At 57.0% G+C, this 13,583-nt stretch carries 11 protein-coding genes; 1 reads left to right on the top strand and 10 read right to left on the bottom strand.

Going from position 1 to position 13,583, the window contains the following annotated elements; translation table 11 throughout:
• Window positions 1-350 precede the first annotated feature (350 nt).
• The 8 genes from H096_RS08045 to H096_RS08010 all read right to left on the bottom strand — a co-directional run bounded on the left by H096_RS08045 (window position 351) and on the right by H096_RS08010 (window position 9,745).
• The gene (locus H096_RS08045) at window positions 351-1,184 is read right to left on the bottom strand and encodes a thymidylate synthase (protein WP_033897590.1); all 834 of its coding nucleotides are present in this window, start codon (window positions 1,182-1,184) and stop codon (window positions 351-353) included.
• On the bottom strand, window positions 1,181-1,687 hold the full coding sequence (locus tag H096_RS08040; RefSeq protein WP_033897589.1) for a hypothetical protein: 507 nt from the start codon (window positions 1,685-1,687) through the stop codon (window positions 1,181-1,183). Before H096_RS08040 ends, H096_RS08045 begins: the two co-directional genes overlap by 4 nt.
• A complete protein-coding gene (locus H096_RS08035) occupies window positions 1,684-3,753 on the bottom strand; it encodes a tyrosine-type recombinase/integrase (protein ID WP_033897588.1) in 2,070 nt (689 codons plus the stop codon). The genes H096_RS08040 and H096_RS08035 overlap by 4 nt, the downstream gene beginning before the upstream one ends.
• Window positions 3,750-6,098, bottom strand: coding sequence for a site-specific integrase (locus H096_RS08030; protein ID WP_033897587.1), 2,349 nt, complete (start codon window positions 6,096-6,098; stop codon window positions 3,750-3,752). Before H096_RS08030 ends, H096_RS08035 begins: the two co-directional genes overlap by 4 nt.
• Window positions 6,095-7,342 (bottom strand): tyrosine-type recombinase/integrase, encoded by a 1,248-nt coding sequence (locus H096_RS08025; protein WP_033897586.1) that lies wholly within the window; start codon window positions 7,340-7,342, stop codon window positions 6,095-6,097. The genes H096_RS08030 and H096_RS08025 overlap by 4 nt, the downstream gene beginning before the upstream one ends.
• Window positions 7,343-7,431: 89 nt before the next feature.
• Window positions 7,432-8,031: a thymidylate synthase gene (gene thyA / locus H096_RS08020; RefSeq protein ID WP_082461465.1), complete on the bottom strand. Its 600-nt coding sequence runs from the start codon at window positions 8,029-8,031 to the stop codon at window positions 7,432-7,434.
• Between the two features lie 54 nt (window positions 8,032-8,085).
• Window positions 8,086-8,898 carry a prolipoprotein diacylglyceryl transferase gene (gene lgt, locus H096_RS08015; RefSeq protein ID WP_010207296.1) on the bottom strand — a complete coding sequence of 271 codons (813 nt, stop codon included), beginning with the start codon at window positions 8,896-8,898 and terminating at the stop codon, window positions 8,086-8,088.
• Window positions 8,899-8,962: 64 nt separating this feature from the next.
• On the bottom strand, window positions 8,963-9,745 hold the full coding sequence (locus tag H096_RS08010) for a sulfite exporter TauE/SafE family protein (RefSeq protein WP_033897585.1): 783 nt from the start codon (window positions 9,743-9,745) through the stop codon (window positions 8,963-8,965).
• Window positions 9,746-9,865: 120 nt separating this feature from the next.
• On the opposite strand from H096_RS08010, the gene H096_RS08005 reads away from it, so the two are divergent.
• Entirely contained in the window at window positions 9,866-10,612 is a 747-nt protein-coding gene (locus H096_RS08005; RefSeq protein WP_033897584.1) for an NRDE family protein, read from the top strand.
• Between the two features lie 60 nt (window positions 10,613-10,672).
• On the opposite strand, the gene ptsP is transcribed toward H096_RS08005, so the two are convergent.
• Window positions 10,673-12,952 (bottom strand): phosphoenolpyruvate--protein phosphotransferase, encoded by a 2,280-nt coding sequence (gene ptsP / locus H096_RS08000; RefSeq protein ID WP_010207299.1) that lies wholly within the window; start codon window positions 12,950-12,952, stop codon window positions 10,673-10,675.
• A gap of 22 nt (window positions 12,953-12,974) precedes the next feature.
• Window positions 12,975-13,454 (bottom strand): RNA pyrophosphohydrolase, encoded by a 480-nt coding sequence (locus tag H096_RS07995; RefSeq protein ID WP_003176750.1) that lies wholly within the window; start codon window positions 13,452-13,454, stop codon window positions 12,975-12,977.
• Window positions 13,455-13,583 lie beyond the last annotated feature (129 nt).

Genomic DNA, 13,583 nt, shown 5'->3' with positions numbered 1-13,583 from the left:
ATGGCTCAGCAGTCGAAAAATAGCGGCCTACTTCAGACCATCCCTAGGCTCGAACACTCCAGACTGTACGATTGTTGAGTCACTGTTCGAACCCGCTGCTGGGGCTCGCTCTGGTTGCTGCTCCTAGACGAGTCAAGAGCATAGGGGGAGCAAGCTGCCATCGAAACCGAATAGCGCGATAGTCTCGACAGGGTGTTTCGAGCGTCCGTCTACACCAAGCGGGCTGGTGCAAGATGTGTTGGGCAGACGCTTGCAGGAGAGACGTCTAAAACGATGAGGCTAGGCCTAGACTTGCCATTCGACACCCGCATCCTGGCCAACCAAGATTGGCTAGCCAGGCATCGACTCAGTTAGATCGATACAGGAGCGGGGATATGAGGATGTGGGTCATAGCCCACAACCTCAAAGTCTTCAAATTTGTAGTCGTAGATGCTCTCTGGCTTACGCTTGAACACCAATTTTGGAAGAGGGCGCGGATCACGAGTCAGTTGCAGCTTAACTTGCTCAATATGGTTCAAGTAAATATGCGCATCACCCATGGTAACTACAACTTCGCCAACTCCCAAATCGCACTGCTGTGCGAGCATATGAGTTAGAAAACTAACTCCAGCCAAATTGTAGGGATTGCCAAGCAATAGGTCACTAGACCGAATATATAAGTGCGCGGACAACTTATTATTTGCCACATAGAATTGATAGAGCAGATGGCACGGTGGCAAAGCCATCTTCCCGTTCCGGGCATTCTCCTGAGGGCTCACAGACTCATCGGGAAGGTACTCGACGTTCCATCCGTGGAAGAGGATGCGACGGCTGTTCGGGTTCGTCTTGAGCGTGTTGATGACGTAGTCAATCTGATTGATGGTCTTGCCGTCCTGGGTAGGCCAGGCCGTCCACTGCTTGCCGTAGATCGGGCCGAGGTCACCGTCTTCAGTTGCCCACTCATCCCAGATGCTGACACCATGCTCCTTCAGCCATTTGGTATTCGTGTCACCATTCAGGAACCAGATCATCTCGTTGATGATGCTCTTGAAATGCAGCTTCTTGGTGGTGAGGAGCGGGAAGCCATCCTCCAGGTTGTGGCGGAATTGGCGACCAAAGACACTCAGCGTGCCGGTGCCGGTGCGATCGCCTTTCTCGACGCCATTCTCTAGCACGTCGGCCAGCAAATCGTGGTACATCTTCATTTCGGTTCCTCAAGGTTCGCGCTGACCAAATCCAGCGCGTCACGTAATTTCAGAATTTCGGCATCTTGCTCTTTGATCTTCCGGCGCAGCTCATCTGCGACCTGATTGAAATAGTCCCTAGACTCGCGGACAGTGTCCAATCTCTTCTTGAACGTGGCACAAGAGTTCTCAGATTCCTGATACCTATTGAACCAATAAAGCACTTCCAATCGACTCTTTTCAAGGCGTTGCATCAGAATCGTCTTAGGATCCTGCTTCTTCTCAGCCTTGACCCTCTGAGCAAGCACTGCAATGCGACGGTTGTCCTTGATCGCCTCAAGCCGCTGCGCCGGGAAGTCACGTTGCCGGATAGTGTTGCGATGAATGCCTGTGATGCGGCTCAGCTCCGCCATCGTCGGCTTCAGTTTCGGATCAGAGGCAATCTGCATAAGCCCCTGAGCCAGCAGCTCAGTGTTCCGGTCGTAGTCGAGCTTATTCTTGGCATCAAAGGCCTGGACTGTCATACCTCAACCTCCTCACCCAGATGTTCCAACACACCCTTGGCTTCCTCCATCGCCGCTCGCAATTCCTCCTCCGCGCCTGCTGAGTTCGGAGAGCTCAAGGCCAAGCTGTTCTGCACATAGATCTCCCGCCATTTAGGGGCATGAGCCTTTGTGACAACGGCGTTTTTGCACCGATTCGGATTGCAACGCAGCGATCCGATGCAGGGAAGAGACTCGTCAAATAGCTCGCGCTGACCGCCATAGCAGAAGCCTTGTCCCACATTGATGATCGCCATGCGCTTCTTGGCCATCTGGGCGATGATTTGCTCTTTGGTGTAGCCAGCCGCCATGTACCCGCTGAACACCTTCTTCATCCGCGCCTTGTGGCTCTCTGCATTGGGGCCGGCGTAGTTACCGTCAGGATCGCAGTAGCTCAGGATGTACTCCTCCTCCGCCATTTGTGTCGGCGCCTTACTAGAAGAACGCCCACCCTTGGACAAGATCTCAGCGATTGCTCCGTACCCAAGCGTCACCGCACTGAACGCCTTGTTCTGGCCAGCACTACCGATGAGGTCACCGAAATGCTTCAGCTGGTGAGAGATAAACGGAAGACCAAGCTCTGCCCTGGCCATCTGATAGGCCAGGGTGTGCCGCAACGTGTAAGGTGAGAACTCCAGGCTCTCGAACTCCTCGTCCGTCAGAATCTCCTCAAAAAACGTGCTGAACTGGCGAGTGATGCCGACGGAGGACATCGAGTTCGGTTCAGCCTCCTGATCGACGGTGTCCACACTGGAGAACAGGTAAGGGTTTTGCTTCACCTTAGCGATGAAGCAAGCAGCACGAATCGCGTCACGCACGATCGGAATCGCGATCCATTTGTCGTCGAACAGCTTGGCCAAGCCTTGGCGATGTTTGATCACGTTGCTGATCAGCAACCAGTAATCGCTCTCCTCCTCCATGCACGACTCAACCAGGATCTCTGAAAGCTCTGAAGGCCGCATGCCGGTGTACTGCGCCACAAGATAGCAGGCACTGTACGAGACGAAATTGATGTACCGACGAAACTCATCGTCCAATCTCGCACTGGTGAGCTTGACCAGGGTTTCAGGTGCCTTGAAATCATGCTGACCGATTTGCGACAGGTACTCAGGTCGAACCTCATCCAATGCTTCAGCCATCGCGTCGGACTCGTAGCCTTTCCTGCGGAGCCGCAGAGCCACGTAGAGATCGAAGTTATACCGCGACAGCTCCTGGGCCCTTGCCAACGAATAGCCACTGGCATTTTGGCGGGTCAGGGCAACCAGATCATCTACAGGCTCCCCTAGAGTGCTTAGGAAATCGACGACTGCGAACGACGCCTCGCGGGAAGCCTTCTCGAACACATCGTTCGGCAGAATACGGTATGTGCGCTCGGAATCAGGGACGTGCTTGAGTACCTTGGCCCAGGCCAGCGACTCCAGCTGAACGTACGGCAGTGGCTCTTCGAAAATCTGCTCCTCGAAAAATGGCGACCTGACCAAGGTAAAGAACTTCTTGAGATCAGGGCCAAAGGCGTAGGGATGAATGAGCGCTGCCTCCCGGTACATACCCGTGTCAAAGTACGTCAGACCATGGTGTGCAACCTCGAAGAACTCATCCGTCATCAGCTGACGCGCCTGCCCCGACATCGTATCCAGGAAGCTCAATCCAGCCTTCATGCATGAAATGGCGGTGTTGGCCTTGATGTTCCTTGGCGAGGCAAACGATCGGGTTGCCGCCGGCATCTTCAGCCAGCAATACAGGGCCACCTTGACCTCCAAGACCGCCGACTGATTGAGCAATGGATACGATTCAAAATTGAGCCGTAGCTTGGCTCCTTGGACGTTCCTGGCTGCGTTCGGATGATCGTCATTGAAGTCCCATACGGCGTCGCCCAAGACGGACGTCTTACTGACAGGCAACGCCATAAGCGCCTGGTACCAAGAGAGTGCTTCCAGCGACACAGGAGTCGGATCGGCGATGTTTCTGCGCAACTCAAGCAGCAGGGTGTGAGCAGCTGTACGCCACTGTTTGTACGCAGCGAGTTCAGGGATCAGAGCATGGTTCACAGCGTTACCCCCTCGGTCAAAATACTGACCTGCAGGTTTTCAGAGAGGCGCTCAGCCTTGGTCAACTCTTCTACGGAAAAGTCCGATGTCTCAGGATCTAGAAGGTTGTTCAGCACATCAAGGTTGTCCAGGATGACGGCTCCGTAAGGCGTATCGAGCACCCGGTTGACCTCAATCATTCTTTGGTAGTCGCGCCGCATGGCGAAGAGCTCCGGCAGGTGCGATACCGTGATGATGCTGTTGCTGCATGAAAGGCACTTGTTAAACAGCGTGCAGGGCTTGCTGGGGTCGTAGCTTGCCAAAGCCTTGATGAATGCTGGTGGATCAAAGACGTTCATGCAGGTCGCCAGGCCAGAACGCAGCGGCATAGCTTCAGGCGCGGACTCGATAGTCGTGGTCGGGATGAGCTTCGGGGCCTCCTCCAGCGTGTCTTGCTGCATTTCATGGAGAACCTTGTTCAGCATCCGGCGCGCCATGGGGTTGAAATCCATCTGATCCAGATAGGCCATGGTGGTGCTGAGGCTCTTATGTCCCAGGAGCACCTGAATCTCACGCGGAGAGACGCCGCGCTCGATCAGCTCGCTCACGAAACTTGGTCGGAAACGTGACGGTGATAGTTTGAGAGGATTGCCATCTTCGTCAAGCAGCCCGTGATCCTGAGAGAACTTATCCAGGGTCTTATTGAGCTGGTTGCCACCAGAGTTCTCAAAGGAATCTACAACACCGTATTTCCTGGGAGAGCTTGAACGGTAGATGAAGAGCTTGTTCTGAGCCTCGACAGGCGCATTCAAGCGGATCTCACGGGTCAGATGCTTCACATCGTCAAAGATTTTCTTGACCACACGGCCTTGAGACGTCGTCAGCCAAGAAATTTCCGCATGGAAAATATCGAGATGAAGCATCTTCGCGCCTTCAGAACGCTCTTTCCAATACAGCAAGCAAGGCCGATCGGTTAAGTCATGGCGTTCAATGAAATCATCCAGCTCCAGTCCAAGCAAAGAGTCAGCGTTCATGCCGGTGACCTGGGCAAGCCGAGCGATGTATGGCGCAATGACTCGACCATCGATCTGATACTGCACGCCCCAGCTTTTATAAACCTCGAAGATAGAAATTGACGAAGTCGAAATAATCGACATAAACGCCCGTTGATAGGGGTCGTTTTTATCTACGGATTCGAAGCTCAGGGGCTTGCAGTCGAGTTTGTTCTCAAAAATCCACCGCGCATTATCGAGAGTGTTAAAGCCTCGGCGTACTTTTCCGTCAGGGTTCAGCGGATTTTCCCCTACCTGGCTTGGAACGTAAGGCTGGGCCAAGCGATTGGTTTCCTCAATCTCTTGCTCAATGACTTTCGAGATTCGGTTTCGCACAGCCTGGGGATAAGGCTTGTACTGGTCAGTCTCACGTTCAGTATCAAACCCTGCAGCACCGACGAAACTGGTCAGCCCCAGGCCCTCAATCTGGATAGCGCGTGCCATCATTTTCCGAGCAGAGCTCATAAGGGTACTGCTGTGGCTGGTCGACAGTGAACGCTCAAGGATCTTGTCCTGGAGATATCCCCTGAGCTTAGGAAGGGAGTACGGCGTTACCAGCTCCCGGATATCCTCCTGGCCTGTGTAGTTGGCCTCCATGAGATAGGCTCGGAAGTATTTAAAAGCCTCGATGAAGTTGTTTTGACCAGACGTACTACTGCTCTTCATTGATGAAGCGCTGAATAGGTGCAGCAAGTGCTGGAAGGGATGCTCCGCTTCCGGGCTTGCGAGGTCAGACAGGCGATGGATGTGGACTGAGCGCAAAGCGCTGAAGACGTCTCGCAAAGATTTAGTGGGTTTGCTCTCTGTTTTCGAGGCAACCCGTTGCTCAACAGTTTGGTAGCTGGAATCAAGTACGCCGAGCTTTCGGAGGTCATCGACGATCTCCTCGAATGTCATCCTCACGAGTTCATATCTCGTCCTCGCGCCATTGAAGCCTGATAACTCAGGAATCTCGCTCAAGAAGCCTCGATCCTTGATGCTATTGCCAAACACCGGGATGGCCAACTTCTCCTCCATAGGCATGCCTTCATACCAAGCAAGCAACCTACGGCGCCAATCGCAAGCGTTCGACGAGTGACCTGGGACAATGATGCCTTCGGAGCGCATCGCATCGAAGATCGGCTCAAAGTATGAAGTGCGCTTAGAGATCGCCATTGGGCTGAGGTTGGTCTGTTCAATGACGTAGTTAGGGGCTACGGCCAAGTCCTCCCCCCTACTGAGGCATACCCTAAGCAACGATTCACGATCATCAGTGACGCGGGCCACAAACGATTCAATGACAGCATCTACCTGAGCGCTAGTCAGCCGACTCATTTCATATCTCCCGCATCAATTTTCAGGCGCGTCTGTTGGGAAAGCTCGGCCATCTCGCCTGCTTTCGTCTTGGTTTCAGTTCCGGGGCGTACGAGCTTCTGGTAGAGGTCGTATGGGATCTGGGTATAGGTTTCCGACGTGCTGAGGCGCGAGTGACCCAGCGTCTTTTGCACGGTCACTAGCCGGTCAAGGTAATCACTACCAATGTCTGGCGTCCTCAACAGGGCATAGGCGTTCCCGTGCCTCAACTTGTGGGGAGAGATCATCCTGTCGATTTTCAGCAGGTTCAGCGCTCGCTCGGATGTGCGCTCCAAGAGCTTGGAGATCGAGCGAGGGGTGTACTCACCCCCCTCCGCATTCAGGAAAGCAGGGGTGTTCTCAGCCCCCTTGAATTGACGCTTAGTCATTTTGTACAGCGGCGAAGCATGGTACTTCTTGATGCGCAGCAGCGTGGCGCGGCTGACCAACGTCTGACGGGGTTTGAAGGAGTCCGCAGGGCCTTTGCTTCCATCAATATGCAGCGGGCAGTAGTCCGCGTTCACCGGTTCTGAGACACCAGGCGAGATGAACAACGTGTCCTGGAATTGAAGGGCATCATCGATGGCTTTGAGGGTCACTCGCGGGACTTCTGAGCGGCGCACGCCTGCGTCGTACATGAACTGGAGCAAGCAACGCTCACGCTCACTCTGCGTGGCCAGGATGAGTTCTCTGAGATTATTCAGGGAACAGGCTACCACCAAGTTCTTGTTAGGACGGGGAGATAGGTACCCGGCAGTGTAAGGGTTAGGCGCGGTACGAGGCGCGGGTACGTCGTCCACTCCCCGGCATAGAGAATCGTTGAAAAACGCCATCAAAGACGAATCCCGGTTGCGCACCGTCGTCTTGGAAAGACCTTCTGCCTCGCGTAGGTGAGCGAAGTACTCCTCGATCACGTGGGTACGGATTTCCAAGAACGCTGAGTCACGCTCGCAATCACGGAACTCACGGCGGTTCATCAGGTACTCGCAGGTGTACCCGAGGTTGCGACCATAGGTGATGGCCGTCTGCTGGGATATATCGGCTTCCCGGAGCGCGTGGGATAGGTAGCCCGAAATCAAAGGCATTAGGCGCTCATCATCATCAAAGACGGCTGTCCCTATGACGTTCACGGCTTCCTGAATTGGGGATTCTTCAGATGGGTCGTCCCGCCTGGTTGGGGACTCTCTGAAATCTAGGGGGGTGCCCCTAACTGCGATGACCTTCACTGCTTCCGTTCTCCTCAAAGCGGCCCGTACTATACACAATGTGCATTTCGTACCGGGGCACAATAAATGAGCTTGGAAGTAAAGCCTTACTACGCAGCCATTGCGTACTGTGCAGGTTCTTCGAGGGGGTATAATAGGAACACGTCGGAGCTGCGGATATACAACTGCATCGACAGGTGACCGTCGTGCACAAACGCCTGGTACAGCAGGTGGCACGGCGGCAGGGCTTGCTTGCCGTTGCGTGCGTTTTCCTGCGGGCTCTGGGTCTCGTCGGGCAGGTACTCGACGTTCCAGCCGTGGAACAGGATGCGCCGGCTGTTGGGGTTGGTCTTCAGCGTGTGGACCATGTAGTCGATCTGGTTGATCGTGCCACCGTCCTTGGTCGGCCAGGCGGTCCACTGTTCGCCGTACACCGGGCCCAGGTCACCGTCTTCGGTGGCCCATTCGTCCCAGATCTTTACGCCGTTTTCATTCAGCCACTTGATGTTAGTGTTGCCACTCAACATCCAGATCAGCTCGTTGGCGATGCTTTTGAAGTGAAGCTTCTTGGTGGTCAGCAGCGGAAAGCCGTCGGCCAAGTTATGCCGATACTGACGGGCAAACACGGCCTTGGTGCCGGTGCCGGTGCGATCGCCCTTGGTCAATCCATTGGTCACGACGTCGTTCAGTAGCTCGAGATATTGCTTCATTTTTTTACCCGTATCGTTGAAGCCGAGGCTGCGCAACCGCCTCGGCATTCGAATTTAAAGCGCGGTGTTCTTCAAAGGTTGCGGGCGATTGTACGCCCACCACAGCAAGCCCAGGCCACCGAGGATCATCGGCAGGCTGAGGATCTGACCCATGGTCACCCAACCGAACGCCAAGTAGCCCAGTTGCGCATCCGGCACGCGCACGAACTCGACGATGAAGCGGAAGATCCCGTAGAACAACGCGAACATGCCCGACACCGCCATGGTCGGGCGCGGTTTGCGCGAAAAGATGTACAGGATAAGGAACAGCGCCACGCCTTCCAACGCGAACTGGTAAAGCTGCGACGGATGGCGCGGCAGTTGCGCCGGGTCGCTGAACGGCGGGAACACCATGGCCCACGGCACGTCGGTCGGCTTGCCCCACAGTTCGGCGTTGATAAAGTTGCCGATGCGTCCGGCGCCCAGGCCAATGGGCACCATTGGCGCAACGAAGTCCATCAACTGGAAGAACGACTTGCCGTTGCGGCGACCGAACCACCACGCGGCGATCATCACGCCGATAAAGCCGCCGTGAAACGCCATGCCGCCCTTCCACACCTCGAAGATCAGCGTCGGGTTGGCGATGTACGCGGAGAGGTCATAGAACAGCACATACCCCAGGCGCCCGCCGACAATCACCCCCATCGACAGCCAGAAAATCAGGTCGGAGAGCTTCTCCTTGGTCCAGGTCGGGTCGAACCGGTTCAGGCGGCGGGAAGCCAGGAACCAGGCACCGCCGATGCCGATCAGGTACATCAACCCGTACCAGTGGATTTTCAGCGGACCGATGGCCAGGGCCACCGGGTCGATCTGCGGGTAAGGCAGCATTGCGACTCCTCGTTAATCATTCGTTATAGCGCCCGGACCATGCCGGGCCGCGATTAAGCCTGCATTACAACAAAAAGTTTAAGCCGACACAGAACAGCAGTCCGGCGAATAGCTGTTTCAGCAAACGCGGCGACAGCTTGTGCGCCAAGCGTGCGCCGAAGCGGGCAAACACCATGCTGGTCAGGGCAATGCCCAGCAGCGCCGGCAAATACACGAACCCTAGACTATGAGCGGGCAACAGCGGGTCATGCCAGCCCAGAATCATGAAACTTAATGCACTGGCCAGCGCAATCGGCAGGCCGCAGGCCGATGAAGTGGCCACTGCCTGTTGCATCGGCACACTGCGCCAAGTCAAAAACGGCACCGTCAGCGAACCGCCGCCAATCCCGAAAATCGCTGAGGCCCAGCCGATAAACGTACCGGCGACGGTCAGGCCAACCTTGCCCGGCACCGTTCGGCTGGCCTTGGGCTTGACGTCCAGTGCCAGTTGCACGGCCACCAGCAAGGCGAATACGCCGATGATCTTTTGCAGGTGCGGCCCGGAAATCGCCTCGGCGGTCAGTGCGCCAAAGCCTGCGCCGATCAGGATGCCCACGGTCATCCACACAAAGATCGGCCAACGCACCGCGCCCCGCCGGTGGTGCTCACGCACGGCATTCACCGAGGTAAAGATGATGGTCGCCAGCGAAGTGCCCACAGCCAGGTGGGTCAGCACCTGCGGATCGAAGCCCTGCAAGGTGAAGCTGAACACCAGCACCGGCACGATGATGATCCCGCCGCCCACGCCAAACAGCCCGGCGAGTACACCCGCACAGGCGCCGAGCAGCAAATACAGCAGAAATTCCATGGGAGCCCCCGAACCAAGTCCGGCATGTTAACGGATGGAAGGCATGCGACCCAACTGGATACGATGGAACGCCTCGGCTTGAGTGGGTAGAGTGGCTAAAAACACAAAAGGGATCGCCTGATGTGCCTGATTGTTTTCGCCTGGCGGCCGGGCCACGCCCAGCCGCTGATCGTCGCGGCCAACCGCGATGAGTTCTACGCCCGCCCCAGCCTGCCGCTGGCCCAGTGGCTGGATGCGCCCGAGGTCTACGCCGGCCGCGATCAGGAGGCAGGCGGCACCTGGTTGGGAGTGAATGCCGATGGCCGCTTTGCCGCCCTGACCAATATCCGTGACCCGCATCAACCACCGGCGCGCAAATCCCGTGGCGAGTTGGTGGCGCGTTTTCTCAACGGTTCGCTGCCGATTGAACAGTATTTGGCCGACGTTAACGGCCGTTCGATTGAATATGCCGGGTTTAACCTGCTGGTGGGCACGCGCGATGAGCTGTGGCATTACAACGCCAACCACACTGAGCCGACGCGATTGGAGGCTGGGGTGTATGGGTTGTCCAACGCCGGGCTGGATACGCCGTGGCCCAAGCTGCTCAAGGCCAAGGCGGCGTTGAGTGCGGTGCTGGATGATCCGCAGCCGGAGGCGTTGCTGGAGATATTGAGCGACCCGCAGACGGCGCCGTTTGCAGACCTGCCGGACACCGGCGTGGGGTTAGCGACGGAGAGTTTGTTATCGAGCGTGTTTATTGCCAGTCCAAGTTATGGGACGAGGGCGAGCACGGCATTGATTGTGAATGCCGACGGGACACGGCGGATGGTGGAGCGCAGTTTTGGGCCGCATGGTGGGCGCTTGGGTGAGGTCGAGCTCAATATCTAGTACGCCACAAAACCAATGTGGGAGCGGGCTTGCTCGCTCCCACATTTTGATCTTTGTCGGCTACAAGGTTTTCGCCGACGCCGGGTTGATCATCCGCGTCAGCCCCAGATTCTTCAGCGCCAACTGCAACGAGCTGTGGATAACTTGCGGGTTGTCGATGGTCATCAACTCCGCCAGCAGGTCCTTGGCCATGCTCAACTCCACCTGGCGCAACATCCACTTCACTTTCGGCAAGTTGGTGGCGTTCATCGACAGGCTGTCAAAACCCATCGCCATCAACAGCACTGCCGCCGCCGGGTCGCCGGCCATCTCACCGCAGATGCTCACCGGCTTGCCTTCGGCATGGGCGTCGCGCACTACGTGTTGCAGGGCTTGCAGCACCGCCGGGTGCAGGTAGTCGTAGAGGTCGGCCACCCGTGGGTTGTTACGGTCCACGGCCAGCAGGTATTGGGTCAGGTCGTTGGAACCCACCGAGAGGAAGTCCACCTGCCGCGCCAGTTCCTTGGCTTGGTACACCGCTGCAGGGATTTCGATCATCACGCCAATCGGCGGCATCGGTACGTCGGCGCCTTCGTCGCGTACTTCGCCCCAGGCGCGGTGAATCAGGTGCAGCGCCTCTTCCAGCTCATGGGTGCCGGAAATCATCGGCAGCAAGATGCGCAGGTTGTTCAGGCCTTCGCTGGCCTTGAGCATGGCGCGGGTTTGTACGAGGAAAATTTCAGGGTGGTCGAGGGTGACACGGATACCGCGCCAGCCGAGGAACGGGTTGTCCTCTTTGATCGGGAAATACGACAGTGACTTGTCGCCGCCGATATCCAGGCTGCGCATGGTCACCGGCAACGGGTGGAAGGCCTGCAGTTGCTCGCGATAAATCGCCAGCTGCTCCTTCTCGCTCGGAAAACGCTGGTTGATCATGAACGGCACTTCGGTGCGGTACAGCCCCACCCCTTCGGCGCCGCGCTGTTGCGCCCGGGCCACGTCGGCCAGCAGGCCGGTGTTGACCAGCAATGGCACACGGTGACCATCGGTGGTCACGCATGGCAACTCACGCAAGGAATCGAGGCCCAGCGCCAGTTGTTTCTCTTCTTCAACCACTTCGGCGTATTGCTTACGCAACACTTCGCTGGGGTTGGTGAACACTTCACCGCGATGGCCATCGACGATCATGCCGATGCCGTCGACCTTGGCGTACGGCAGATCGACCAGGCCCATCACCGTCGGGATGCCCATGGCACGCGCCAGAATTGCGACGTGGGAGTTACCCGAACCCAGTACCGAGACCAGGCCCACCAACTTGCCCTCTGGCACTTCGCCGAGCATGGTGGCGGTCAGCTCTTCACTGACCAGGATGGTGTTGTCGGGGTAGACCAGGTTGGTGGTGCGGTCTTCCTGCAGCTTGGCCAGCAGGCGGCGACCGAGGTCGCGCACATCCGAGGCCCGCTCACGCAGGTAGTCGTCGTCCATCATTTCAAAACGGTTGACGTGATCGGTGACCACTTGGCGCAGCGCACCCTGGGCCCACTGGCCGGTCTTGATCACGGTCTTGACTTCGTTACCCAGCGACGCGTCATCGAGCATCATCTGGTACACGTCGAACAGTGCGCGCTCTTCGGGGCGCAACTGAGTGGCCAGCTTGTTCGACAGGTTGCGCATGTCGGCGCGCACGCCTTCGAGGGCGGTCTTGAACAGTTTGATTTCAGCGTCGATGTCGCTGACGGTCTTGTCCGGCACCACATCCAGGTCTGCCGGCGGCAACATGACCACCGCCGTACCGACAGCCGCGCCCGGCGAACCTGGCACGCCGACGAACTTGGCTTCCTGGATGCCCTTGCCTTCACGCCCCAGGCCGCGAATCGAGCCGGTGGCTTCGGCGTGGGCGATTACGCCTGCGAGTTGCGCGCTCATGGTCACGAGGAAGGCTTCTTCACCTTCGTCGAACTGGCGGCGTTCTTTTTGCTGAATGACCAACACGCCGACGACACGGCGGTGGTGAATGATCGGTGCACCGAGGAACGAGGCGTAACGCTCTTCGCCGGTTTCGGCAAAGTAGCGATAACGCGGGTGATCGGCCGCGTTTTCAAGGTTCAGGGGTTCTTCACGCGTCCCCACCAGGCCCACCAGACCTTCATTGGGCGCCATGCTGACCTTGCCGATCGAGCGCTTGTTCAAGCCCTCGGTGGCCATCAGCACAAAACGGTTGGTCTCGGGGTCCAGCAGGTAAACCGAGCAGACCTGGCTGCCCATGGCTTCCTTGACGCGCAACACAATAATCCCCAACGCCGCCTTGAGATCCTTGGCGGAGTTAACTTCCTGGACGATCTTGCGCAGCGTATTGAGCATGGCTCGGGGTCGAACTCCGTCGTCAGTCGCGCGCTAAAAGGCGCGGGGCAAGCTCTTTGAGAGCGCGACGATAAACCTCGCGCTTGAATGTCACCACCTGGCCCAACGGATACCAATAGCTGACCCAGCGCCAACCATCGAACTCCGGTTTACCGGTCAAATCCATCCGCACCCGCTGCTCGTTGGAGATCAGGCGCAGGAGAAACCATTTCTGCTTCTGGCCGATGCACAGCGGTTGGCTGTGGGTACGCACCAGGCGTTGCGGCAAACGATAGCGCAACCAGCCACGGGTACAGGCCAGAATCTGTACATCTTCGCGCTCAAGGCCGACTTCTTCATTCAACTCACGGTACAAGGCGTCTTCAGGGGTTTCGTCGGGGTTGATTCCGCCTTGAGGAAACTGCCAGGCATCTTGGTTGATTCGGCGAGCCCATAGCACCTGTCCGGCATCATTCGTAAGAATAATCCCGACATTAGGACGGAAACCATCGGGGTCGATCACGGCAACAACCTCGCAAACGCATGTCGCCGCATTGTTCCACAAAGGTTGATGAAGCGGCAACGAGGCTTCTTACCTTATGTGCACTCTTGTGAAAAGACCGTATTCTGGACGCCTTTTTACAGACATTTC

The organism is Pseudomonas sp. FH1 (genome assembly GCF_000510895.2).
GTDB classification, from domain to species: Bacteria; Pseudomonadota; Gammaproteobacteria; order Pseudomonadales; family Pseudomonadaceae; genus Aquipseudomonas; species Aquipseudomonas azotoformans_A.
This window is presented reverse-complemented; position numbering and strand designations above follow the sequence as displayed.

Bases quoted from the DNA above. Each gene is read 5' to 3' on its own strand.
- H096_RS08045 (WP_033897590.1), bottom strand. From the start codon at position 1,184: ATGAAGATGTACCACGATTTGCTGGCCGACGTGCTAGAGAATGGCGTC.
- H096_RS08040 (WP_033897589.1), bottom strand. From the start codon at position 1,687: ATGACAGTCCAGGCCTTTGATGCCAAGAATAAGCTCGACTACGACCGG.
- H096_RS08030 (WP_033897587.1), bottom strand. From the start codon at position 6,098: ATGAGTCGGCTGACTAGCGCTCAGGTAGATGCTGTCATTGAATCGTTT.
- thyA (WP_082461465.1), bottom strand. From the start codon at position 8,031: ATGAAGCAATATCTCGAGCTACTGAACGACGTCGTGACCAATGGATTG.
- lgt (WP_010207296.1), bottom strand. From the start codon at position 8,898: ATGCTGCCTTACCCGCAGATCGACCCGGTGGCCCTGGCCATCGGTCCG.
- H096_RS08010 (WP_033897585.1), bottom strand. From the start codon at position 9,745: ATGGAATTTCTGCTGTATTTGCTGCTCGGCGCCTGTGCGGGTGTACTC.
- H096_RS08005 (WP_033897584.1), top strand. From the start codon at position 9,866: ATGTGCCTGATTGTTTTCGCCTGGCGGCCGGGCCACGCCCAGCCGCTG.
- ptsP (WP_010207299.1), bottom strand. From the start codon at position 12,952: ATGCTCAATACGCTGCGCAAGATCGTCCAGGAAGTTAACTCCGCCAAG.